This is a genomic window from Gillisia limnaea DSM 15749, from assembly GCF_000243235.1.
GTDB lineage: Bacteria > Bacteroidota > Bacteroidia > Flavobacteriales > Flavobacteriaceae > Gillisia > Gillisia limnaea.
In genome coordinates this window covers 1,601,796-1,625,130 of the sequence record NZ_JH594606.1, presented here as the reverse complement: position 1 = coordinate 1,625,130, position 23,335 = coordinate 1,601,796, and the positions used below count along the sequence as shown (strand labels likewise).

Genomic DNA, 23,335 nt, shown 5'->3' with positions numbered 1-23,335 from the left:
TTTTTTGTGTTAATTCAAAGAACCCTTTCGATCTATTCGGAAGGTTTTTTTTGTTTTCTTCGGAAGCAATTGTAAAAATAATTAAGGAGAAACAGTTAGTACGGAGGAGAAATAGTTAGCACGGATTTGAAATCCGTGCTGAACAAAAACCGAAAAAAAGTTGTTGGGAAGCCTGTAGAATTTTATAAAGAAAAAACTATCTTTGCAGCCTGAAACAAAATTTTGATGAATTCGGATTTTATAAGTATTTGTCGAACAGAATTATAACAATTATTATATTAAACATTAAAGGAATAGATAATGTCTAAAATCACAGGTAAGGTTGCACAAATTATTGGTCCTGTAGTGGATGTAGCTTTTAATTCAGAAAATACTGGATTACCAAAAATTTACGATTCTCTTGAAATCACCAGAAAGGATGGATCTATTCTGGTTCTTGAAGTTCAATCCCACGTTGGAGAGAACACTGTAAGGACCGTTTCCATGGATTCTACCGATGGATTGAGCAGGGGAGTAGAAGTAGTAGCCACAGGAGCACCTATACAAATGCCTATTGGAAAAGATGTGTATGGCCGATTATTCAATGTGATTGGAGATGCCATTGATGGAATGGAGAATTTGCCAAAAGCAGGTGAGCATGGATTGCCAATTCACCGTGATGCACCAAGATTTGAAGATTTATCTGTTTCCACAGAAGTTTTATTTACCGGAATAAAAGTTATCGATCTTATTGAGCCTTATGCAAAAGGTGGTAAAATTGGATTGTTTGGAGGAGCTGGTGTTGGAAAAACAGTACTTATCCAGGAATTGATAAACAACATTGCAAAGGGACATGGTGGTCTATCCGTATTCGCCGGAGTTGGTGAAAGAACGAGAGAAGGGAATGACCTTTTGAGAGAGATGTTGGAATCTGGAATTATAAAATATGGAGATGACTTTATGCACTCTATGGAAGAAGGAGGATGGGACCTCTCTAAAGTAGATAAAGCTGCTTTAAAGGAATCTAAAGCAACCTTCGTTTTCGGACAAATGAATGAGCCACCGGGAGCACGTGCACGTGTTGCACTTTCCGGACTTACTATAGCCGAATATTTTCGTGATGGAGCGGGGGAAGGACAAGGAAAAGATGTACTTTTCTTTGTAGATAACATTTTCCGTTTCACTCAGGCAGGATCTGAGGTTTCTGCCCTTTTAGGAAGGATGCCTTCTGCCGTTGGTTACCAACCTACCTTAGCTACAGAGATGGGAGCTATGCAGGAACGTATTACTTCTACTAAAAATGGTTCTATTACATCGGTTCAGGCGGTTTATGTGCCTGCAGATGATTTAACCGATCCGGCGCCGGCAACAACCTTTGCCCACCTGGATGCAACTACAGTACTTTCACGTAAAATCGCGGAGCTTGGTATTTATCCTGCGGTAGATCCTTTGGATTCTACTTCAAGAATTCTTACTGCCGAGATCCTTGGACCAGAGCATTATAATTGTGCGCAACGCGTAAAAGAGCTGCTGCAACGTTACAAGGAACTTCAGGATATTATCGCAATTCTTGGTATGGAAGAGCTTTCTGAAGAAGATAAGCTTGCCGTATCCCGTGCCAGACGTGTTCAACGTTTCTTATCTCAGCCGTTTCACGTGGCAGAACAGTTTACTGGTTTAAAAGGAGTTTTGGTCGATATTAAAGAAACCATCAAAGGTTTCAATATGATCATGGATGGAAAATTAGATCACCTTCCGGAAGCGGCTTTTAACCTTAAAGGTAGTATTGAAGAAGCTATCGAGGCAGGAGAAAAAATGTTGGCAGAATCATAAACAGGCTTCGCCTGCTAAATTTCAAATTCCAAAATTCCAATTACGAGTTTTGGAATTTGAAATTTGGAAATTGAATTTTCAAACTTGAAATATATGTATTTAGAAATAGTTACTCCGGAAGCTGTAGTATTTGGTGCTGAAGTAGAAGCGGTTAAAGTTCCCGGCGTAGATGGTGAATTTCAAATGCTTAATCATCACGCTCCTATTGTTTCTCTTTTGGTAGAAGGGGAAGTTAAAATCAACCTGGGTACAGATCAGGATGGTTTAAAAAAGCTTTCTGCAGAATTTAGAAAGGAAGGGAACAATGTGTTCTATAGTATTAAAGGAGGAGTGCTTGAAATGAAAGATAATAAAGCCATTATATTGGCAGATTAATATCCGATAAATAAATTTCTAAAAAACCTGCCGTGTTTCAAACACAGGCAGGTTTTTTTATGCGTTCACATACTCCAAAATATCCCCCGGCTGACAATCCAAAACTTCACAAATAGCTTCCAGAGTAGAAAATCTAACCGCCTTAGCTTTGCCTGTTTTTAATATAGATAAGTTAGCGGTGGTAATGTTTATGGCTTCTGCCAGTGCATAACTTTTCATGCCTCTTTTTTCTAATACTGCATCTAAATTTATAATTATAGGCATAATCTAGACAGTTAAATCGTTTTCATCCTTCAGTTCTTTTGCTTTTTTGAAAACATAACTAAGATATATGAAAAATAAACCTAAACAAATAGCCATCAATTTAGAATCGAAGGAAAAAATATGAATCCCAGCTAATTCACTTTTTCCAAAAATCATATCAGAGAAAATATTAAACAAAGATTTTGCAACAACAAGTAGAATTATTAATTGGCCTAATAGTTTAAGGCTCAAAATTTGAAAATGGCTAAATAGTGGAGATTTAAATAAAGAGACTATTATTTTTTTGAAGACATATAGACTATAAATAAACCCGAGATGTAAAACTATAGATGAAATAATTAATGCAACTATAGCGAATTCCCACTTAAAAAAAGGCACTCCTAATAAATCGGCTAAGAATTGTGATTCAGGAAAAAAGGGTAAAAATAGAATTCCTGTAATATTTAATCCAACAGCCATTATTACAATTATAAATATGAAATTCAAAAAATACTTTAAGGGTTGGAGAGGTGTATTGTTTGGCTTCATTTTTTCTAAATTATTTTATACTGTTAGATCGTTTTCTTCCTGTAAGCTCTTTGCATAACTAAATGATTTTGAAAGTAAAATGAAGAAAAGTCCCAATGCGAGCGTGAACCAAATTGAATCAAATGAATTTTCTACGCTAATTCCTATTCGGGCTTTATTAAGAGTGAGGCTCAAAAAGAAATCGATCATGACTTCAACCAAACTAAAGATTATGATCAATTGGCCTATTAAGTTTAAACCTGATATTTGTAAAGGGGTGAATAACTTTCGTTTAAAGAAGCTTCGTAACACCTTTCGCAACAAAAATATTATGTAGATGAAAATGGCAGAAATCAATATCTTAATGGTCAGTATAAAAATTATTGCAGGGGAAAGTTCTCTGATTTCATTTCCATTAATTGTGAGATCTAAAGGAAGGTCTGTTAGGGTTTGAAAAATAAGGTAGAGAATCATTCCTGAATAGGTGAGAATCAGCAAGAAAAACAGAATGTCAAGAATTGTCTTTAATAGAATAGGAGGTTTAATTTTAGATGTTTTCATTTTTTATTGTTAATCGATAACAAATATATACTAAATTATCGATAAACAATAATTTTATTCTTGTGTGATTTTCAATTAGAACAGGTACTAAACTAATATGGACACTGTAAATTTATATTTTCTTAATTAAATCCTTTCAGATTTTATTCTATATTAGATGTTCAAAAGAAGTTGATTCTATGATACACCCGGATACAGAAATTCAGTTTATTAGCGATGAAATTGGCTATGGGGTTGTTGCTACAAAATTCATCCCAAAAGGCACTATCACCTGGGTTCAGGATGAATTAGATCAGGTTTATACCCAGGAAGAAGTCGATAAAATGAAGCCGTTATCCATGCAAATGATCGATAAATATACTTTTAGAAATAACAAAGGGAATTATGTGATGTGCTGGGACCTATCAAAATATGTGAATCACAGTTTTAAATCCAATTGTCTTTCTACTGCGTATGATTTTGAGATCGCAGTGCGTGACATTCATCCCGGGGAAGAACTTACAGATGATTATGGGTATCTTAATGTTACCGAGGCTTTTCACGCAAAAGATGAAGGCACTTCCCGCACCAAGGTATTTCCGGATGATCTGCTCAATTTTCATAAAGATTGGGATTTGAAACTTGAGGAAGCATTTGAAAATCTTAAAAATGTAAAGCAACCTTTACAAGCACTTATTTCCAGTGAAATTATGAGAAAAATTGCATCTGTTCTGGAAGGAAAAACCCCTATGGATTCAATTTTGAATTTATATTATAGTCAGGAATCATAATTTGAGCTTTTTGAACTGCAGAAAGTGAATGAACTTTGGGCAAACACTAAATCACTTCTTATTTATTTTTATTGGCTTAAAGTTTAGCTAAAGACTATATAGATCTTATTTTTGCTTAAAAATTGCAAGCTTTGAAAACCCCTGTGTATATAACTTCAATCGCTTCGGTATCTCCACTTGGGAAAACCTCTGAAGAAATTTGGAAAAATTATAAAGATCCAAACCATTTGATTTCCAGACATGATTTTAATGGAAAGGCTGAATATGCGGCTTTTCTTCCGAAGAAACTTAAAGAAGAAATAGAACAATTGCAGGCTTCACAACCTCATTTTAAGAATTTAGATGAATCTGTTTTGTATGCGATTTTTGCTTCCAGAGAGGCGGTAAAAAGAAGCGGTTGGGGAAGCGGAGGGAATATTGGAATTAATATTGGAAGTTCCCGGGGTGCCACTCAACTTTTTGAAAAATATCACACTTCGTTTTTAAATACAGGAAAGGCTGAAATTCTGGCCTCTCCGTCAACCACCCTTGGAAATATTTCCTCCTGGGTAGCTCAGGATCTTCAAAGTTCGGGACCTGAAATTTCGCATAGCGTAACCTGTTCAACAGGATTACACGCAATTTTAAACGGGATTGCCTGGTTGCAGGCCGGAATGGCCGATAAATTTCTCGTGGGTGGAAGCGAAGCGGCTTTAACCCCGTTTACCATCGCTCAAATGAAAGCTATGAAGATTTATGCATCACAGGATCTTGATTTTCCCTGCCGTGCGCTGGATATGGAAAAAACGCGAAATTCTATGATCCTGGGAGAAGCTGCCGGGGTGCTTTGTTTGGAAAATAATTCTGAAAAAAGTATCGCTAAGATCGGCGGAATTGGATATGCCACCGAAAAATTAAAACATTCTGTATCTATTTCAGCGAATGCTGACTGTTTTCAGAAATCCATGAAAATGGCGATTGGAACGATTCCTTTAGATGAAATTGATGTCGTGGTAATGCACGCTCCGGGAACACAAAAAGGCGATAAAGCAGAGGTAAATGCTATCCGGGAATTATTTGGGAAGCTTCATCCGGCACTTACGTCCAATAAATGGAAGATTGGCCATACCTTTGGAGCTTCGGGTATTTTGAGCCTGGAACTGGCAATCCTGATGTTACAACATCAGGAATTTATTCCGGTGCCTTTTTCAGAGTTTCAGAAAGCACCAAACCAGGTAAGAAATATACTGGTAAATGCAGTAGGTTTCGGAGGAAATGCAGTCTCGATTTTAGTGAATAAATCATAAATTAGCTGTTTAAACAGCTGTCAGGTTTTTAAAACCTTGCAGTGAAATACTAAAAATATATTTTAATAGCATTCAGAAAAGCGGAGTTTTCGTTATTTTTGGATTCAAATCATACTTCATGACTATAAAACACAACTGGACAAAGGAAGAAATCCTTGAGATTTATAACAAACCATTCATGGAGCTACTTTACGAAGCAGCTACCGTTCACAGGAAAAATCACGATCCCAATACAGTGCAGGTTTCTACTTTGTTATCCATAAAGACGGGCGGTTGTCCGGAAGATTGCGGTTATTGCCCACAAGCGGCTCGTTACCACACCAATATTGAAGGAAATGACCTTATGAGTGTGAACCAGGTAAAAGCCCAGGCATTGCGCGCTAAAGCATCGGGAAGTTCCAGAGTTTGTATGGGCGCTGCCTGGAGAAATGTAAAGGATGGAGCCGAGTTTGATTCGGTTTTGGAAATGGTAAGGACGATCAATAAACTGGAAATGGAAGTTTGTTGCACCCTTGGAATGATTACCGAAAATCAGGCACAGCGCCTTGCTGAAGCCGGATTGTATGCGTATAACCATAACCTGGATTCTTCTGAAGAGTATTATAAGGAAGTGATATCTACACGTGGATATCAGGACAGGCTTGATACCATTGGAAATGTGAGAAAAACCAATGTTACTGTTTGTAGCGGAGGAATTATAGGAATGGGTGAAAGTATAAGTGATCGTGCGGGAATGTTGGTGGCTTTGTCCACCTTAAATCCGCAGCCGGAATCTGTACCCATCAATGCATTGGTTCCTGTAGAAGGAACTCCAATGGAAGAGCAGGAACCGGTTTCCATTTGGGAAATGGTGCGAATGGTTGCAACTTCGCGTATTGTGATGCCTGAAACCCAGGTGCGCTTATCGGCCGGAAGAACCCAAATGAGCAGAGAAGGGCAGGCAATGTGCTTTTTTGCCGGCGCAAATTCCATCTTTGCAGGAGATAAATTATTGACTACACCAAATCCTGATGTTAGTGAAGATATGGAAATGTTTAAGGCTCTGGGACTAAATCCACAGAAGGCTTTTGAGAAAAAAGCCCAGCCGGAAAGCATTTCTGCCGAAGAGTCTAAATATCAAAATTTGGGAGAAAAGCCAAAATGGTCAAGACCGGGGCATACGATTGAAAAAAATCTTCAGGCTCAGGAGAAAGCCAAAACTAAGGCTTAAACCAAAATATAATTCAGTATGAAACTCAGTCTGCAGGATATTCCGCGGGTAAAAGAAATTTCAAAAGAAGATTTTTTGAAAGACTATTTTATTCCGCAACGTCCCGTGGTATTTGAAGATCTTAGTGCAGACTGGCCTGCGACCAAAAAATGGAATTTGGACTATTTTCAGGAAAAGGCTGGGGATATTGTAGTTCCACTTTATGACAGTAAACCTGCCACAGGAAAGAAAAAAAGCCACGGGCCGGCAATGAAGATCAAAATGCGGGAATATATAGAAATACTTAAAGCCGGTCCAACAGATCTACGGATGTTTTTCTTTAATCTTCTTCAGAATGTTCCTGAACTTTTAAATGACTTTAAATATCCCGATCTGGGAGTTAAATTCTTTAAAAAATTACCTGTATTGTTTGTAGGCGGAGAAGGAGGAAAAGTGGTCATGCATTACGATATGGATCTCGCGAATAACTTTCATTTTAACTTCGTAGGGGAGAAGCGGGTGATCTTGTTTCCGCCGGAGGAAACAAAATTCCTCTATAAAGTACCATATTCCATAGTGAGCATGGAAATAATAGATATGGACAATCCCGATTTTAATACATATCCAGCTCTTGCAAAAGCTAAGGGTTTTGAGGTAAGGTTAAAACACGGGGAAGCACTTTTTATTCCCAGTAAATGGTGGCATTTTATTAAGTATGAAAGTCCGTGTTTATCATTAACTTTGAGGTCGCTACCAATTTCTGCAAAAAAAATTCTCGAGGTTTTAAACAATGTGATTTTGGTGCGGAATTTTGATAATCTAATGCGAAGGCTTAAAGGACAGCGGTGGATAGATTACAAGAATGAATGCGCAATAAAAAACACCCATAAAAATGCCCGGATTGAATGATGAAAGAAGGAATGCTATTAACTGAAATACCAAGGGTTTCTACAATAACCAAGGAAGAGTTTATTAAAAATTATGTCAGGACCCAAACGCCTGTTGTAATTGAACATTTAATAGATGACTGGCCTGCTTATAAAAAATGGAACCTCGATTATATCAAAGAAATTGCCGGGGAGAAAACGGTTCCTCTTTATGATGACAGGCCTATAAGTGCAGAGTTAAAATTTAATGAAGCCCATTTAAAAATGAAAATGGCAGACTACATAGATTTGCTTCAAACCAGGCCTACAAATTATCGTATTTTTTTATATCATTTACTCAAGGAAGTTCCTTCTCTTCAGAAGGATTTTAAGTTTCCTGATCTTGGATTAAGATTTTTAAAACAGCTTCCAACCTTATTTTTTGGCGGTGAGAATTCAAAGGTTTTTATGCATTATGATATCGACTATGCAAATATTTTGCATTTTCATTTTCACGGAAAAAAGCAGTGCATTCTATTTCCTCCTTCAGAGAGTAAATTCCTTTATAAAGTTCCTAACGCCCTTATCACCAGGGAAGATATCGATTTCACCAATCCCGATTTTAAAAAATTCCCGGCACTTAAAAAAGCAAGCGGTTATATCACAAATTTAAATCACGGGGAAACGCTATATATGCCGGAAGGATACTGGCACCAGATGACTTATTTGACACCGGGATTTTCTATGAGCTTGCGGGCTACCGCCAGAACGTTTACAAATTTTTCAAAAGCTGTTTATAATTTGATATTTATGCGGTATTTTGATAATTATATGCGCAAATGGAAGGGCCAGAAATGGATAGATTATAAAAACGAGCAGGCCATTATTAGAACCCATAGAAAAGCAAATATTAAGGGATAATCGTGCTCCCTACTTCATATACCAATGAGGATTCATAGCCTTTTTGAAGAAGAAAATTTGTAAGTTTTTTTCGCTTTTTGAATGGATCTTCGTCTTTTAGAACTGCAGCTTTTTTTTCGGCAAGCAGATACAGTGTATTCAAATACTCTTTTTCTTCAATTTCACCAAGTGCCATTTTAATAAGCGGCGCCGATATCTCCCGGAATTTAAGTTCTTGTTTGATCTTGATCTTTCCCCATTTTTTTATTCTGAATTTACCTCTAACAAAACTTCGTGCAAAGCGTTCTTCGTTTAAAAAATCTTCCTGCAATAGCTTAATGATTATTTGTTCACAAGCCGCCGGGATCATTCGCATCTCACGCAGCTTTTCTTCCACTTCTTTATGAGAACGATCTCTGTAGGCGCAATACTGGGCCAATTTTAACGTGGCTTCCTTTACCGTATAAGATTTTTGAATTGCTGTGGATTTCATATATGCAAAGATAGGAAAGAGATTTATACAGCTAAAGTTTGCAGTAGAAAACTATACTTTAGTAGAGGGGAGTTAAATCCCTCATTGAAGGTTTAAGTTCTCGAAACTCGGCCGAAAATGAATTTAAAGCAGGTGGGCCTGCCCCGAGGTTCTTGATTTTTGTAAACAACTGACAAGATTTTTTACTTATATTACTGCATCTTATTTTATTATCTAAGCTATTCATTCTATGATATCAAATATACCCTCTCTGTACTTATTTTTTTGTTGTTTTTTGGGATTTTACCCTGTTGATACAAATGCCCAGGGCACCAGGTTGTTACGCCAACCAACCATTAGTGATGAACATATTGCTTTTGTTTATGCCAATGATCTCTGGGTCGTTGACCAACGCAGGGGAGACACCAACCTTGGTAATGCCCGGCACCTCACTTCAAATGAAGGAGCTGAAACCAATCCGCATTTTTCTCCGGATGGAAAATGGATAGCGTTTACCGGGCAGTATGATGGAAATGTAGATGTATATATTATTCCGGCAGAAGGTGGACAGCCAAAGAGGCTTACCTGGCATCCGGGAAACGATGAAGTTACGGGCTGGACCCCTGATGGGAAATCGGTTTTATTTTCTTCCGGAAGGGAAGGATATCCAACGGCAGCTTCTAAATTATATACTATCGCTACGAATGGGGGTATGCCAGTAGCTATTAAAGTTCCAAGAGCTGCCAACGGAGAATTGTCTGAAGAGGGTAATTTTCTTGCCTATACTCCTATATCCTTTTGGGATCCTGAATGGCGAAACTATCGTGGTGGACAGGCGCAGCCAATATGGATCCTGGATTTAAAAGATTATTCACTTAAACAAACTTTGCGAACAGATAATGAGAGACATACCAATCCTGTTTGGCATAATGGTAAAATATTCTTTCTATCTGAAAGGGATTTTGCTAACAATATCTGGTCCTATGACCCTGCTTCCGAAGATGTTAAACAGGTAACTTTTCACAAGCAATTTGATGCTAAAAGCCTTGATGCAGGTGGCGGTATGATCGTTTATGAGCAGGGAGGATATCTGCATTTGCTTGACCCTTCCAACGGAAATGGTGAACAACTTGATATAAATGTCAACGGAGATTTTAACTGGGCCAGGCCAAGATGGGAAGAGGTTGAACCAACCAGGCTTTCCAATTCGTCCTTAAGTCCAACGGGGCAGCGTGCTTTATTTGAATACCGGGGAGAGATCTTTACTGTTTCAAAAGAAGAAGGGAACTGGAGAAACATCACCAACTCATCCGGGGCGGCAGATCGATTTCCTGTCTGGTCTCCTGATGGATCTAAAATAGCCTGGTTTTCAGATGCTTCGGGAGAGTATCAGCTTATGATTGGGAACCAGGAAGGATTAGGAGATATTCGTAGTATAAAGATCCCGGACCCAACCTTTTTCTTTAAACCGGAATGGTCGCCAAATGGGAAGTATATCGCTTTTACAGATACAGATTACAACCTGTGGTATATGGATGTAGAGAGCGAAAAGATCACCAAAGCCGACGTAGAAGGTTATGCACATCCAAATCGTTCTCTTAACCCGGTTTGGTCTCCGGACAGCCAGTGGATCGCATATGTACGCATTATGGATAATATGTTCAAGGCTGTGAAAGTGCATAATGTTGAAACCGGTAAAAACCATCAATTGACCAATTCCATGGCCGATGCAATTTCGCCGGTATGGGATGCAAGTGGAAAATATTTATATTTTCTTGCTACTACAAATTACGGGCTCAATACCGGCTGGTTGGATATGACAAGTTATGAAAGGCCGGTAACCAGAAGCCTGTATATGATGGTACTTTCAAAAGACACTCCGTCTCCCCTTATGCCCAGGCTTTTTGATGAGAAAGAGCAAAAGGAAGAGGAGGAAAACAAAGCTAAGGAAGAGAAAAAGAAATCTTCAGGTAAAAAGGAACCGGAAAAGGATATCGCCCGGGTAAAAATCGATTTTGAGGGATTGGAAAACCGAATTGAAGTACTGGGTGTTCCCGATAAAAGTTATACCAATTTGTTATCAGGGCCGGAAGGGTATGTATTCTATATGGAAGGCATCCCAAACGAAGCTGAATTCTCAATGAGTCGGTACAGCCTGGAAGAACGAAAATCTATCCCATTTCTCCCTAAAGTAAATGAGGCTTCTATTTCCCATGACCGTAAAAATATGCTCTACCGCAATGGCAGTAGCTGGGGAATTGTCCCCACCGCTAATGGAGCTCCAAAGACTGAAGATAATAAACTGGTGGTTTCCAATCTGAGATTAAAAATTGACCCTATAGAAGAATGGAAGCAGATCTTTAAAGAAGGATGGCGGTATCAAAGAGATTTTTTATATGTGGATAATATTCACGGTGCGCCCTGGGATAAAATCCTGGAATGGTATACTCCCTGGGTAGAGCATGTGCGTCATAGATCAGATCTTAATTACCTGGTAGATATATTGGGAGGTGAAGTAGCTGTTGGGCATTCATATACTTCAGGGGGAGATTTTCCGGATATAAAAAGAGTCCAGGTAGGATTGCTTGGAGCAGATTACGCTGTGAAATCAAACAGATATTATTTCAGCAGGATTTATAACGGTGAAAGCTGGAATCCCGAAGTAAAGGCGCCATTAAATCTTTCCGGGTTAAATGTTAACGAAGGGGATTTTCTTTTAGAGGTAAATGGAGAAGAGGTTGAAGCTTCTAAAAATCTTTATACTTATTTTGAAGGGACGGCAGGAAGGCAAACTTATATATTGGTGAACGATAAACCTTCTAAAGTTGGAGCAAGATTGATCACAGTTGTTCCTGTTGACAATGAATATCAATTGAGAAGTTTTGCCTGGATAGAGGACAACAGAAGGAAAGTTGATGAAATGTCCAATGGGAAACTGGCCTACGTGTATGTTCCTAATACAGGGCAGCAAGGTTATCAGTATTTTAACAGATATTACTTTGCCCAGCAGGATAAGCAGGGAGCTATAATAGATGAAAGAAACAACGGTGGAGGTTCTGCCGCAGATTATATTGTGGAGGTACTCGCAAGGGAACTCCATGGATATTTTAATAGCAGGGTGGAGGGAAATAAGCCCTTTACGACCCCTATGGCCGGTATTTGGGGCCCAAAGGTGATGATCATTAACGAAAGAGCCGGATCTGGAGGAGATCTGTTACCTTACTTATTCAGAGAGATGGAAATAGGCCCCCTCGTAGGTACCCGTACCTGGGGCGGACTTGTTGGCACCTGGGATACCCCTGCTTTTGTAGATGGAGGGAGAATGGTAGCACCGCGCGGAGGATTCTTTGATGTTGACGGAAACTGGGCTATAGAAGGAGAAGGGGTAGCCCCGGATATTGAGGTACATATGACTCCGGCAGATGTTATTGCGGGAAGAGATCCACAGCTGGAGCGTTCTGTTCAGGAAGCATTAAGACTCCTGGAAGAAACACCTGTAGATTTGAAACAAGAACCTGCCCCACCGGTAAGATGGAAACGCCCGGAAGGTTGGGAGCAGGAAGCAGAAAAAGGAAATTAAGCTAAAGCCGGAAAGAGATCTCCGGCTTTTTAATTGGCTGTATTGAGATTAGGTGATTAGATATTAAGATTACTAAAAATAAGTAAGGTCTTTTTGGTTAACAGTATATTGTAAGGCAACAAGGACCTTTCACAGCCTGTTATGAAGTCACTAGAACGTACTCATAAAACATACAAAAACAAAAAAACGCCTCCCAAATGAATGAAAGGCGTTTTGTTTCAATGCTGTATTTTACTCTAATACTTCCCCGTTTTTATCGTGAAAGTGATATTCCATGTACGTGTAAGCGTCTCTTGGTAATATTTTCACCCAGCGTTTATGGTCAAAAAACCATTGTGAGCGGGGAGAAGGAAAGCCTCTGGTTAAAAAGGCTGCAATAAATGGGTGCGCACTTAAGGTGATCTTTTTATGATTTTTCTTGATCAGCCTTTCAAGGTCGGTTTCGATTTTGTCTATCACTATAATAGGTGCCTCAATCTCACCTCTACCATCGGGATTTACTTCTCTGGTCTTGATATTCGTTTCCGGCCGTACGCGTTGTCTTGTAATTTGAATCAATCCGAATTTACTCGGGGGTAAAATTTTGTGCTTTGCTTTATCATCGCTCATTTCTTCCCTTAAATGATCAAACAGCGCTTTTCTGTTTTCTGCTTTATTCATATCTATAAAGTCTACCACGATGATCCCACCCATATCGCGTAAACGCAATTGACGGGCGATCTCTGAGGCGCTTATTAGATTAACTTCCAGGGCAGTATCTTCCTGGTTTTTCGCTTTGTTGGACCTGTTTCCGCTATTTACGTCTATAACGTGCATGGCTTCGGTGTGTTCTATGATAAGGTAAGCACCTTTACTCATAGATACCGTGCGGCCAAAGGAGGTTTTTATCTGTCTTTCGACTCCAAATTTTTCAAATATGGGAACGTTGGTTTGATGCAATTTTACTATGGATTCTTTATTAGGGGCAATTTCTGCCAAATAATCTTTGATTTGTATATAAAGTGTCTCGTCATCTACATAAATGGAAGTAAATGTATCGTTGAAAACATCTCTTAAAATAGAAGATGCACGATTCAATTCACCTAACACCTTTGAAGGGTGGGGAGCTTTATAAATTTTTTTACACATCACCTTCCAACGTTCAAACAAATTTTGAAGGTCTTTGTCCAGTTCTGCTACTTTTTTACCTTCTGCTACGGTGCGAACAATCACGCCAAAACCTTTTGGTTTGATGCTTTTCACCAATCTTTTTAACCTGTCTTTTTCCTCTTTGCTTTCAATTTTTTGAGAAACCGAGATCCTGTTGGAAAAAGGGACTAATACTATATAACGACCCGGCAGGGAAAGCTCAGAGCTTAACCGTGGACCTTTTGTAGAGATTGGTTCTTTCATCACCTGTACCAGAAGTGATTGATTTGATTTTAAGATTTCAGCAATGCTGCCATCTTTATCAATATCTTTTTCAAAAGTAAAATTCTGTAAGGAATAATCTTTTAATTTACCTGTGCTTACACGTTTTATGAATTTAAGCAAAGAAGAAACTTGAGGACCAAGGTCATGATAGTGTAAAAAACCATCTTTTGTATAGCCAACATTAACAAATGCGGCATTTAACCCTGGGACAGATTTGCGGATTTTAGCGATAAAAATATCGCCTACAGCAAAATTACTGTCGTCTTCTTCCTTGTGTAATTCAACTAGTTTTCCATCTTTTATTAAGGCAAAATCTACAGCAGAGGAACTGGTTCTAATAATCAATTCTTTATCCACTTGATTAGATTTTTATCCCGCCCCGAAAATTCGGGATTCGGAATGGATTAAACATTAAATTTTCACAGGGTTTTTAATCCTGAAGAAACCTTTATTTCAGCAATCTAAATAAGGTTTCAATTTCAAAGAACGTCTTTTACTAAAAAAAAGTAGTGAGAGCACTACTTTTTCTTGTGGCGGTTAGCTCTACTTCTTTTTTTACGCTTGTGCGTTGCTACCTTATGTCTTTTTCTTTTTTTACCACTTGGCATAGTGTTGGTGTTTTTTTAAATTAGTAATTCTATTCTTTTCCCTGTTTATTAAAAAGGGGGTTTTATTTAACTTCTACGTTGGTTTTCACACCATCAACAAAAATTCTTGCTGGTTTAAATGCCGGGATATTGTGGGCCGGTATTTTAATGGTGGTATTTTTCGAGATGTTTCTTCCGGTTTTTTCGGCTCTTGTTTTAATTACAAAGCTACCAAATCCTCTTAAATAAACATTATCTCCACTTTCAAGGGAAGTTTTTACTTCTTCCATAAATGTTTCAACAGTTGCCTGTACATCACCTTTTTCCATTCCTAATTTCTCGGAGATTTTGGCTACGATATCTGCTTTCGTCATTTTCTTTCTATTTATTATTATAATTGGGGTTCCTAAATTTCAAGGGGGCAAATATATGAATTAAATCTCCAATATTTCAATCCTAATTCATTAAATAGTAACCAAATAAAGATTTATACTTGCAATCAAACATCTATACGGATGCTATTTCATAAAACACTGGTTAATTGGTATTTAGAGAATAAAAGGGATTTACCCTGGCGAAAAACGGCCAATCCTTATCACGTCTGGTTGAGCGAAATTATGCTTCAGCAAACAAGAATAGCTCAGGGGCTTCCCTATTATTATAAGTTTATAAAAGAATTTCCTGACGTTTTTCAGTTAGCTGAAGCTCCGCAGGAAAAGGTTTTGAAGCTTTGGCAGGGCCTTGGTTATTACTCCCGCGCGCGTAATCTTCACGCCACCGCTCAATTTGTAGCATCCGAATTAAATGGAAAATTTCCGGAAAATTACAAAGGCTTGCTCAAGTTGAAAGGAGTGGGAGATTATACTGCCAGCGCCATTGCTTCCATATGCTATAATGAACCTGTCCCTGTGGTAGATGGTAACGTTTACAGGGTACTGGCACGATATTTTGATATTGAAACCCCTGTGAACAGTAGTGCAGGAATAAAAGAATTCAAACTATTGGCGACCGAATTGCTGGATTGTGAAAATCCCGGCACCTATAATCAGGCGGTAATGGAATTTGGAGCCTTGCAGTGCAAACCTCAGTTGCCGCTTTGTGAAAGTTGTCCTCTTTCGGGCAGTTGTCTTGCTTTGAAAAATGGAAAAATTTCTCAGCTCCCCATAAAGTTGAAGAAGGCAAAAGTGAGGAAGCGATACTTTAATTACCTTGTTTTTATTTCTGAAGAAAATACAACTCTTATAGAACAGCGTTTGGGAAAAGGTATTTGGGAAGGCTTGTATCAATTTCCACTTGTGGAAACAACAACCCGGCTTAAGGAGGAGGAAATTCTTCTGGAGGAGGAATTTATAAGCTTTGCGGGGAAAGATCCAAAGCAAATTACCTTATATAATAGCAGTCCTATTATACATAAACTTTCCCACCAGCATATTTTCACTAATTTCTGGTTGATAAAAAAGAATAAATTACCTGAAAATTCTGTTTCTATAGAGAATCTTAGCGAGTATCCTGTACCTGTTTTGATAGCGAATTTTATTCAGGATTATAATTTTTCTGAATATTGATAACAGGATACAACAATATAATTTTGCATTGATAGATTTCCTCTTTTGTTGATTACTTACTGAATAATTTTATTTATTTTTAAACATAATTAATCCATAAGTTCGTGTTGTTTCACGGATTAAAATTCTTTAAATTATGACAGGTACACTGAATAAAGTAATGTTGATAGGGCATACCGGGGATGATGTGAAAATGCATTATTTTGAAGGTGGAAATTCCATTGGAAGGTTTCCATTGGCAACAAATGAAGTTTACACCAATAAATCTACAGGGCAACGGGTGGAAAATACCGAATGGCATAATATAGTAGTGCGAAATAAAGCTGCAGAGATATGCGAGAAATACCTTAAAAAGGGGGATAAAGTATATATTGAAGGCAGATTGAAAAACAGAAAATGGACCGATGATAAGGGAGTGGAGCGCTATTCGGTTGAGATTCAATGCACCGATTTTACATTTCTATCTCCAAAAGAAAGTACCGGATCTCAGCCACCACAAAATTCAGCTTCCTCCAAGACTGTTTCCGAACCAAAAAATGATACTTTTGCAAATCAAAATCAACCTTTGGGAAAGGAAGATGAAGACGATCTTCCCTTCTAAGTTTAACTAAAAATATAGCAATTGGATCCGGATCCTCCCAGTTTAATCTTATCATTTATTTCTTATGATGTCTCACAAATAGGAGGCATTATTGCGGTTTTTGTCCTGCTTATTGGTTCAGCGCTTATTTCCGGAGCCGAAGTGGCTTTTTTTTCCCTCACACCTGCAAATTTCATTACGGTTAATGGAAAAAGGAGCAATACCCAAAAAATAGTTGTTAAACTGCTCGAGAAACCCAAAAAATTACTGGCTACCATTCTCGTGGCCAATAATTCCATAAATATTGCCATCGTGTTGCTTTTTGACACACTCACCGATGAGTTCTTCGGAAATATGAATACCCTTGTTTTTGGGATCGATTTTAAGTTTGTTATTGAAGTTGGGGTTGTAACCTTCTTAATATTATTGTTTGGCGAGATCCTTCCGAAGGTATATGCAAGCAGGAATAACGTGAAATTTTCAAATTTTATGGCGTATCCGCTAAATGTGCTGGACACCTTATTTGCTCCTTTAAGTATTCCAATGCGTGCCATTACACTCTTTATACATGAGCGTTTGGGGAAACAACGAAGTTATATAAGTATAGATCAATTATCACAGGCGCTGGAACTTACCAGGGAAGAAGAAACTTCGCATGAGGAGCAAAAGATCTTGAGAGGGATCGTATCCTTTGGAAATACCGATACAAAGCAGGTAATGAAGCCCCGAATGGATATTTTCGCCTTAAATGAAAATCAAAGCTTTGAAGAGATAGTTCCTGAAATTATAGAGAACGGATATTCTAGAATTCCTGTTTACAAGGAAAATATCGATCAGGTAACTGGTATTCTATATGTAAAGGATCTTTTGCCTTATATCGACAAAAAACAATTTGACTGGGTGAGTTTGTTAAGGGATCCTTACTTTGTTCCTGAAAATAAAAAACTGGATGATTTGCTAAATGAATTTAAGGTAAAAAAAAATCACCTTGCTATCGTAGTAGATGAATACGGAGGAACCAGCGGACTCATTTCCCTTGAAGATATTATAGAAGAAATCGTGGGAGATATAAATGATGAGTTTGACGATGAAGATCTCATCTTCTCAAAACTGGATGAATCCAATTTTGTTTTTGAAGGTAAGACTCCATTAAAGGATTTTTACAAGATAATTAAACTGGAGGATCCGTCAGCTTTCGAAGAAAACAAAGGAGAATCGGAAACCCTGGCTGGATTTTTACTTGAGATCTCCGGAAGTTTCCCTAAAAAGAATGAGATCATCACGTTCCTGAATTATAAGTTTACTATTGAGGTTATTGATAATAAGCGTATTAAGCAAATCAAACTTAGCATTGAGCCGGTCTAAGCGAAGAATAATTACTTCTGAATAAATTATACTGATGAAACCATCCATTAGAAAAATTTCTCACACAGGAGATGATTATATGTACGGTCCATACGTTGGCTAAGACTATAAAATAAACAGATGAAAAAACTTTTTTTATATTTTTCACTCCTCCTATTTATTTTTGGCTGTAAAGATGAAACCCTTCCTAAACCGAAGGCTTTTCTTGCATTGGAATTTCCTGAGGCGAAATACACTCCGGCAAACCTGAACTGTCCCTATGAGTTTGAAATCAATGAGATTTCCCGAATTTTAGATGCGAAGGGCACCGGAAACTGTTGGTTAAACATCAATTATCCATTACTGGATGCAACACTTTTTATCACGTATCAGGATGTTAATAACAATCTGGATTCCCTTTTAATGGATGCTCAAAAACTCCCTTTGCAGCATACCATAAAAGCAGATTTTATAGAGGGTGATGTTTACCAAAACCCGGCTCATAGAACCTATGGAATGTTATACGAGGTTGAAGGAAATGCAGCTTCCCAGGCGCAGTTTTACCTTACCGACAGCACTTCACATTTTATTACAGGATCCCTATATTTCAATCAAAAACCCAATTTTGATTCTATTATGCCTGCTGCTGCTTATCTAAAGAAAGATATTAAACATTTGATGGAGACTCTTCAGTGGAGAAATTAATAATAAGTTTTAGCACTTCTAAATTAACAGTGCTTTGCCTCTTTTTTTCACTTTAATTTTTATCTATGCCCTTAAAAAATCTTAAATGGATCTATTTGATTCTCCTGTCCCTGGTTTGGGGCAGTTCTTTCATTCTTATTAAAAAAGGACTTATAGGATTAACAGCCTTACAGTTAGGTTCATTCAGGATTTTTTTTGCAGCTGTATTTTTAGTTCTTGTGGGTTTTAAACAAATTATAAAACTCAAAAAGCAACAATGGAAATGGATAATTATTTCCGGTTTCCTGGGTTCCTTTTTTCCTGCTTACCTTTTTGCTTATGCAGAAACAGAGATTGATAGTGCCATAGCTTCCATTTTGAACGCCACAACTCCTTTGCTTACCTTGATCTTTGGGGTGTTATTTTTCCGCATTGCCTTCACTCAAAATAAGGTCCTGGGAGTAACAGTTGGTTTACTTGGAACTCTTGGATTAATTTTTAGTGGAGCAGAGGTTAATCCAGATCAAAACTACCTATATTCTGGCCTGGTGATCCTTGCCGCAGGTTGCTATGCTATAAATGTCAATATTATTAAAACCTATATGGCAGATATTTCGGCATTGGGAATAGCTGCCGGAAACTTTTTTGTGCTATTGATCCCTTCCATCCTGGTGTTGGTATACACCGGCTTTTCGGTAAAGGAAATGATGTCAGATCCTGTAGTTTCCTTATCGGTGCTTTATGTTGTTATTCTTGGGGTAATAGGTACAGGGATTGCGTTGATTATCTTCAATACACTTATTCAGATATCAGATCCCGTATTTTCTACCTCCGTTACCTATACAATCCCTATAGTGGGATTGATTTGGGGTTTTTTAGATGGAGAGGTGTTTAGTTATCTTCAGCTTATTTCGGCCCTTGTTATTTTGTTAGGGGTATTTTTGGTGAATCGTTCAAAGAACCTGTACACTAAAAACAAAACGACCGGCCTTTAACAGCCGGTCGTTTCTACATCAATAAAAAAATATTATTCTACGAAATCACTTTCTTCAACTCCATCGTTTATTTTCATCTCATTCACAGTGAATTCAATGGATTGTGGTCCAAAGGATTGGGTCACGGTAAATGGGAATTTAATTCCGTTCACTTCCTGGTAGTTGCTATAGCCGGTTGGAACCTCCATAGTTTGCGGACCCTGGGTAACAGTTTTTACGGACTTAACTTTTAAACCTGTTTCCATATCGTAAAACGCGGTAGTTTTATCGTTTAAGGCGATTGCATAAGCGTCTTTACCATCTACAGCTTCAATCCCCATTACCCTTGCATCCTTTACTATCAATTCAGGGAAAGGAGCGGCATCTGCTTTAACATCGGTTATTTGCTCTTCTGTGAATGGTATTTTTTGACCCTGTACAACCGCAAAACCCGTGGTTCCGTCAAACACTTGTTTACTAATGGCATTTCCGCCCATTGAAACCACTTGTAGGGATTTTCCTTTTGCTGTGGTTTTAATTTCAAGATCTAATTTTTGACCTTGAATTTCGGCAGTTGCAGTCATCAATACACTTTCCACGTTATCAACAGCTTGTTTTCCGCCAATAGCCTGGATGTATTTATTCAAAATAGATTCTGCAGTAACAGTAGGATCTACGGCTTTGTTAAACTCTGGTTTGTCAACCTGAATTCCTTTTTTATTGTAATATTTTACCGGAATCTCTTTTCCATTGAAAGTAAATTTTTCAAGATTTTCTGAAATTTCACTTCCTTTTCCGGCAATTATAATTCTTGCCTCATCAATTTTGAAGTATTTATTTGCAACGCGTTGAACATCTTCAACAGTAACAGCATTCAATTTTTGAAGGTACGTTTCATAAAAATTCTTAGGAAGATTTTCTGTTTCAATATCCAGAGCATATCCTGCTATAGTTGCCGGTTGTTCAAGGGATAATACAAAACTTCCAGTATAGTTATTTTTTGCATCCTCTAATTCCTTTTCAGAAACTTTTTCAGTTCTTATCCTTTTGATCTCTTCAAGAAAAGCTACGGTTGCACTGTCTGTAACTGCATTTCTAACCTGGGCAGAGGCTACAAAGGAAGAAACATATTTATTGCTGCCCAAAGAAGAATATGCCCCATAGGTATATCCTTTATCTTCCCTAAGGTTTAAGAAAAGCCTTCCGTCACCTCCTCCAAGGATTTGATTGGCGACCAAAGCGGCGAAATAATCTGGATCATTTTTTTTGAGATTAGTACTGTTTACAACAGCTATTTCGCTTTGCACTGCATTTGGCATGTCTACAAAGTTTATTTGTAAACCTTTCTCATTTTTAACTTCCGGAAGGTTTGCAGTTGTTACCGCGCTCTTTTTCCAGGTGGCGAAATGTTTTTCAACAAGTTTTTTTGCTTCTTCAAATTTTACATCTCCTATAATAGCTAAATAAGCATTGGTAGGGACAAAATTCTTGTTGTAATAATTCTGTATTTTTTCCAGAGTTATGTTTTCAAGGGATTCTGGCGTGGTAAGTTCTCCATAAGGATGGTCCTTACCGTAGGTCAAAGCTTGTCTAACTCTTCTTGCATTAAAGGATACGTCCTTTTCATTACTTTTTAATCCTTCGATTTGACGCTGTTTGTTGATGTCCAGTTCTTCCTGTGTGAATTTAGGTTGTAATGCACCTTCAGCCATTAATTCCAGAACTCTGGGGAAATATTTTGAAAGCGTATTGGCTCTTGCACTTCCTGCGCTTAAGTTTACATTGGCCCCTAAAAAATCTATTTCCTCGTTGAAATCATCTTTGGAAGTTTTTTGGGTGCCTGTACCTAAAAGGCTGCTTGTAAGACCGGAGATCCCGGCATCTGCGCCTTCGGGAGCAGGCGGGTTATCCATAATTAGCACCGCGCTTACCCGGGGAAGTTTGTGGTTTTCAACCACCATAACCTGCAAGCCATTAGTAAGGGTGAAGGTTTTGGGTTTTTGAATATTTATTTTTGGCGCAGGTCCGGCTTCGGGCTGTTTACTTCTGTCTATTTGTGCAAAAGTTGAAAAAGCCAAAAAGAAGACTGCATTTAGGGTCAATATTAAATTTTTCATGTTTTTCATTATAGTATATTATTTAACATCATCAGTTTTAGGAAGGTAACTAAGTATAGCTCTTGCATCCAGTTTCAAATATTCGTTGGCAACACGCTGCACATCTTTTGGCGTAATTGAACGGTAGATCTCAATTTCTTTATTTATAAGATTGGTGTTTTCGAATAACACGTTGTAGGTTGCAAGAGATTCTGCAATTCCTGAAACGCTGCTGTTTGCATTTACAAAACGATTTTCAAAAGTGTTTTGAAGTTTTTGAAATTCCCGGTCTGAGATCAAGGTATTCTGAAGCTTTAAAATTTCTTCATCAATTTCTTCATTCAAAGTATTCAAGCTCGCATCGCCTAACGGAATAGCAAATATGGCGTACATCCCATAATCTTCCAATGGTAAATGGAATGCAGCTACCTCAAGGGCTTGTTTTTGATCGTCGACCAATTTTTTATATAAGCGGGAAGATCTTCCTTCAGATAATAATGTAGAGATCATGTTTAGCACATACGCATCCTTTTCTTTCATAGATGGTGTTCTCCAGGCTAATATGCTCGCCGGAATTTGTATGTTGGCATCATAAAAGGTATCGCGTTTCACGCTTGCCAAGGGTTTTTCCTCAATAAGGGAGCGGTTAACCTCTTTTCCGGTTGGGATAGGACCAAAATAATCTTCGATAAGACTTTTGGTTTTTTCTATGTCAATATCTCCTGCAACTACCAGGGTAGCATTGTTTGGACCATAGAATTCATCAAAATATTCATTGAATTCTTTCAGTTCTGCCGCGTCAAGATCATCCATATAGCCTATGTTTGGATCTTTATACGGATGTTTTTCAAAAAGGTTGCTTTGAATTACAGAAAGGAGGTTTCCGTAGGGACGGTTGTCATAACTTCTCCTTCGCTCTTCTTTAACCACTTCGTTTTGAGTGTCTACTCCACTCTGGTCAATTTTTGGATGAAGCATACGTTCTGATTCCAGCCAAAGCCCTAGTTCCAGTTTGTTTGAAGAAAATGTTTCGTAGTAGTATGTGCGGTCCAGGGATGTGGTAGCATTAAAGGTTCCTCCATTGGAACTTATTGTAGACATAAAAGTTCCTTTTGGGATATTCTCGGTACCTTCAAATAATAAGTGCTCAAAGAAATGCGCAAACCCGGTCTTATTATTCTTTAAATCCTTTCCACCCACGTGGTACATTACCGAGGTAGAAACCACAGGAGCTGTTTTGTCCTGATGTAAAATAACGTGTAGCCCGTTATCCAAATCATATTCTGTAAACTCAACTTCTTGTGCAAACCCCGAAACCCCCAGGATCATAGCACAGGCTGATAATTTAATTTTGTTGATCATTTTTCAAGTTTTTTATTAATGTGCTCTATTAGTATGCTAATCCGCTTTATTGTTACAAATTGTCACAAATAATAATTTTTATAGTGTACCGGGTTGATTGACAACTTTGGTGGTTTGAAATGTTAAAATTAACAGTCATTTAAGTGAT

The 23,335-nt window shown here is 38.0% G+C and carries 21 protein-coding genes; 13 read left to right on the top strand and 8 right to left on the bottom strand.

All coding sequences use genetic code 11. The features are described from left to right. Positions 1-300 precede the first annotated feature (300 nt). Both atpD and GILLI_RS09090 read left to right on the top strand, forming a co-directional pair. Positions 301-1,812: a F0F1 ATP synthase subunit beta gene (gene atpD, locus GILLI_RS09095; RefSeq protein ID WP_006988809.1), complete on the top strand. Its 1,512-nt coding sequence runs from the start codon at positions 301-303 to the stop codon at positions 1,810-1,812. A 93-nt stretch (positions 1,813-1,905) separates the two neighbouring features. Then, positions 1,906-2,187: a FoF1 ATP synthase subunit delta/epsilon gene (locus GILLI_RS09090; protein WP_006988808.1), complete on the top strand. Its 282-nt coding sequence runs from the start codon at positions 1,906-1,908 to the stop codon at positions 2,185-2,187. Positions 2,188-2,244: 57 nt separating this feature from the next. Here the strand turns inward: GILLI_RS09090 and GILLI_RS09085 are convergent, their stop codons facing one another. From GILLI_RS09085 to GILLI_RS09075, 3 genes are all read right to left on the bottom strand, one after another. Then, entirely contained in the window at positions 2,245-2,451 is a 207-nt protein-coding gene (locus GILLI_RS09085; RefSeq protein ID WP_006988807.1) for a helix-turn-helix domain-containing protein, read from the bottom strand. A gap of 3 nt (positions 2,452-2,454) precedes the next feature. Then, positions 2,455-2,910 (bottom strand): DUF2975 domain-containing protein, encoded by a 456-nt coding sequence (locus GILLI_RS09080; RefSeq protein WP_169312729.1) that lies wholly within the window; start codon positions 2,908-2,910, stop codon positions 2,455-2,457. 84 nt (positions 2,911-2,994) lie between these two features. After that, positions 2,995-3,519 (bottom strand): DUF2975 domain-containing protein, encoded by a 525-nt coding sequence (locus GILLI_RS09075; RefSeq protein WP_006988805.1) that lies wholly within the window; start codon positions 3,517-3,519, stop codon positions 2,995-2,997. Positions 3,520-3,698: 179 nt separating this feature from the next. On the opposite strand from GILLI_RS09075, the gene GILLI_RS09070 reads away from it, so the two are divergent. The 5 genes from GILLI_RS09070 (at position 3,699) to GILLI_RS09050 (ending at position 8,551) form a co-directional block, all read left to right on the top strand. Next, positions 3,699-4,289 (top strand): SET domain-containing protein, encoded by a 591-nt coding sequence (locus tag GILLI_RS09070; protein WP_006988804.1) that lies wholly within the window; start codon positions 3,699-3,701, stop codon positions 4,287-4,289. A 131-nt stretch (positions 4,290-4,420) separates the two neighbouring features. After that, complete coding sequence (locus tag GILLI_RS09065) at positions 4,421-5,575, top strand: beta-ketoacyl synthase N-terminal-like domain-containing protein (RefSeq protein ID WP_006988803.1); 1,155 nt, start codon at positions 4,421-4,423, stop codon at positions 5,573-5,575. Between the two features lie 118 nt (positions 5,576-5,693). Next, positions 5,694-6,785 (top strand): biotin synthase BioB, encoded by a 1,092-nt coding sequence (bioB, locus tag GILLI_RS09060; protein WP_006988802.1) that lies wholly within the window; start codon positions 5,694-5,696, stop codon positions 6,783-6,785. 18 nt (positions 6,786-6,803) lie between these two features. Beyond that, on the top strand, positions 6,804-7,673 hold the full coding sequence (locus GILLI_RS09055; RefSeq protein ID WP_006988801.1) for a cupin-like domain-containing protein: 870 nt from the start codon (positions 6,804-6,806) through the stop codon (positions 7,671-7,673). Next, positions 7,670-8,551, top strand: a complete 882-nt coding sequence (locus GILLI_RS09050; protein WP_006988800.1) for a cupin-like domain-containing protein — start codon at positions 7,670-7,672, stop codon at positions 8,549-8,551. Before GILLI_RS09055 ends, GILLI_RS09050 begins: the two co-directional genes overlap by 4 nt. Here GILLI_RS09050 and GILLI_RS09045 read toward each other — a convergent pair. Beyond that, a complete protein-coding gene (locus GILLI_RS09045; RefSeq protein WP_006988799.1) occupies positions 8,541-9,023 on the bottom strand; it encodes a regulatory protein RecX in 483 nt (160 codons plus the stop codon). The two genes, GILLI_RS09050 and GILLI_RS09045, sit on opposite strands and share 11 nt — an antisense overlap. 229 nt (positions 9,024-9,252) lie before the next feature. On the opposite strand from GILLI_RS09045, the gene GILLI_RS09040 reads away from it, so the two are divergent. After that, complete coding sequence (locus GILLI_RS09040) at positions 9,253-12,582, top strand: S41 family peptidase (RefSeq protein ID WP_006988798.1); 3,330 nt, start codon at positions 9,253-9,255, stop codon at positions 12,580-12,582. Between the two features lie 231 nt (positions 12,583-12,813). Here GILLI_RS09040 and GILLI_RS09035 read toward each other — a convergent pair whose 3' ends face one another. Further along, positions 12,814-14,352, bottom strand: coding sequence for an Rne/Rng family ribonuclease (locus tag GILLI_RS09035; RefSeq protein ID WP_006988797.1), 1,539 nt, complete (start codon positions 14,350-14,352; stop codon positions 12,814-12,816). A 313-nt stretch (positions 14,353-14,665) separates the two neighbouring features. Next, positions 14,666-14,971, bottom strand: a complete 306-nt coding sequence (locus GILLI_RS09030) for an HU family DNA-binding protein (RefSeq protein ID WP_280985189.1) — start codon at positions 14,969-14,971, stop codon at positions 14,666-14,668. A gap of 126 nt (positions 14,972-15,097) precedes the next feature. On the opposite strand from GILLI_RS09030, the gene mutY reads away from it, so the two are divergent. The 5 genes from mutY (at position 15,098) to GILLI_RS09005 (ending at position 19,750) form a co-directional block, all read left to right on the top strand. Then, on the top strand, positions 15,098-16,147 hold the full coding sequence (gene mutY, locus GILLI_RS09025) for an A/G-specific adenine glycosylase (protein ID WP_006988795.1): 1,050 nt from the start codon (positions 15,098-15,100) through the stop codon (positions 16,145-16,147). A 136-nt stretch (positions 16,148-16,283) separates the two neighbouring features. Further along, the gene (locus tag GILLI_RS09020; RefSeq protein ID WP_006988794.1) at positions 16,284-16,748 is read left to right on the top strand and encodes a single-stranded DNA-binding protein; all 465 of its coding nucleotides are present in this window, start codon (positions 16,284-16,286) and stop codon (positions 16,746-16,748) included. Between the two features lie 21 nt (positions 16,749-16,769). Further along, entirely contained in the window at positions 16,770-18,092 is a 1,323-nt protein-coding gene (locus tag GILLI_RS09015; protein ID WP_006988793.1) for a gliding motility-associated protein GldE, read from the top strand. A gap of 120 nt (positions 18,093-18,212) precedes the next feature. Next, the gene (gene gldD / locus GILLI_RS09010; protein ID WP_006988792.1) at positions 18,213-18,776 is read left to right on the top strand and encodes a gliding motility lipoprotein GldD; all 564 of its coding nucleotides are present in this window, start codon (positions 18,213-18,215) and stop codon (positions 18,774-18,776) included. Positions 18,777-18,841: 65 nt separating this feature from the next. Then, positions 18,842-19,750, top strand: a complete 909-nt coding sequence (locus GILLI_RS09005; protein ID WP_006988791.1) for a DMT family transporter — start codon at positions 18,842-18,844, stop codon at positions 19,748-19,750. Between the two features lie 32 nt (positions 19,751-19,782). Here the strand turns inward: GILLI_RS09005 and GILLI_RS09000 are convergent, their stop codons facing one another. Both GILLI_RS09000 and GILLI_RS08995 read right to left on the bottom strand, forming a co-directional pair. Further along, positions 19,783-21,855, bottom strand: coding sequence for a M16 family metallopeptidase (locus tag GILLI_RS09000; RefSeq protein ID WP_006988790.1), 2,073 nt, complete (start codon positions 21,853-21,855; stop codon positions 19,783-19,785). A gap of 9 nt (positions 21,856-21,864) precedes the next feature. After that, complete coding sequence (locus GILLI_RS08995) at positions 21,865-23,187, bottom strand: M16 family metallopeptidase (RefSeq protein WP_006988789.1); 1,323 nt, start codon at positions 23,185-23,187, stop codon at positions 21,865-21,867. Positions 23,188-23,335 lie beyond the last annotated feature (148 nt).

Coding starts and splice junctions, on each gene's coding strand:
- GILLI_RS09090 (WP_006988808.1), top strand. CDS start 1,906: ATGTATTTAGAAATAGTTACTCCGGAAGCTGTAGTATTTGGTGCTGAA.
- GILLI_RS09055 (WP_006988801.1), top strand. CDS start 6,804: ATGAAACTCAGTCTGCAGGATATTCCGCGGGTAAAAGAAATTTCAAAA.
- GILLI_RS09040 (WP_006988798.1), top strand. CDS start 9,253: ATGATATCAAATATACCCTCTCTGTACTTATTTTTTTGTTGTTTTTTG.
- GILLI_RS09005 (WP_006988791.1), top strand. CDS start 18,842: ATGCCCTTAAAAAATCTTAAATGGATCTATTTGATTCTCCTGTCCCTG.
- GILLI_RS09075 (WP_006988805.1), bottom strand. CDS start 3,519: ATGAAAACATCTAAAATTAAACCTCCTATTCTATTAAAGACAATTCTT.
- atpD (WP_006988809.1), top strand. CDS start 301: ATGTCTAAAATCACAGGTAAGGTTGCACAAATTATTGGTCCTGTAGTG.
- GILLI_RS09000 (WP_006988790.1), bottom strand. CDS start 21,855: ATGAAAAACATGAAAAATTTAATATTGACCCTAAATGCAGTCTTCTTT.
- mutY (WP_006988795.1), top strand. CDS start 15,098: ATGCTATTTCATAAAACACTGGTTAATTGGTATTTAGAGAATAAAAGG.
- GILLI_RS09085 (WP_006988807.1), bottom strand. CDS start 2,451: ATGCCTATAATTATAAATTTAGATGCAGTATTAGAAAAAAGAGGCATG.
- GILLI_RS08995 (WP_006988789.1), bottom strand. CDS start 23,187: ATGATCAACAAAATTAAATTATCAGCCTGTGCTATGATCCTGGGGGTT.
- gldD (WP_006988792.1), top strand. CDS start 18,213: ATGAAAAAACTTTTTTTATATTTTTCACTCCTCCTATTTATTTTTGGC.
- GILLI_RS09020 (WP_006988794.1), top strand. CDS start 16,284: ATGACAGGTACACTGAATAAAGTAATGTTGATAGGGCATACCGGGGAT.
- bioB (WP_006988802.1), top strand. CDS start 5,694: ATGACTATAAAACACAACTGGACAAAGGAAGAAATCCTTGAGATTTAT.
- GILLI_RS09070 (WP_006988804.1), top strand. CDS start 3,699: ATGATACACCCGGATACAGAAATTCAGTTTATTAGCGATGAAATTGGC.
- GILLI_RS09050 (WP_006988800.1), top strand. CDS start 7,670: ATGATGAAAGAAGGAATGCTATTAACTGAAATACCAAGGGTTTCTACA.
- GILLI_RS09045 (WP_006988799.1), bottom strand. CDS start 9,023: ATGAAATCCACAGCAATTCAAAAATCTTATACGGTAAAGGAAGCCACG.
- GILLI_RS09080 (WP_169312729.1), bottom strand. CDS start 2,910: ATGGCTGTTGGATTAAATATTACAGGAATTCTATTTTTACCCTTTTTT.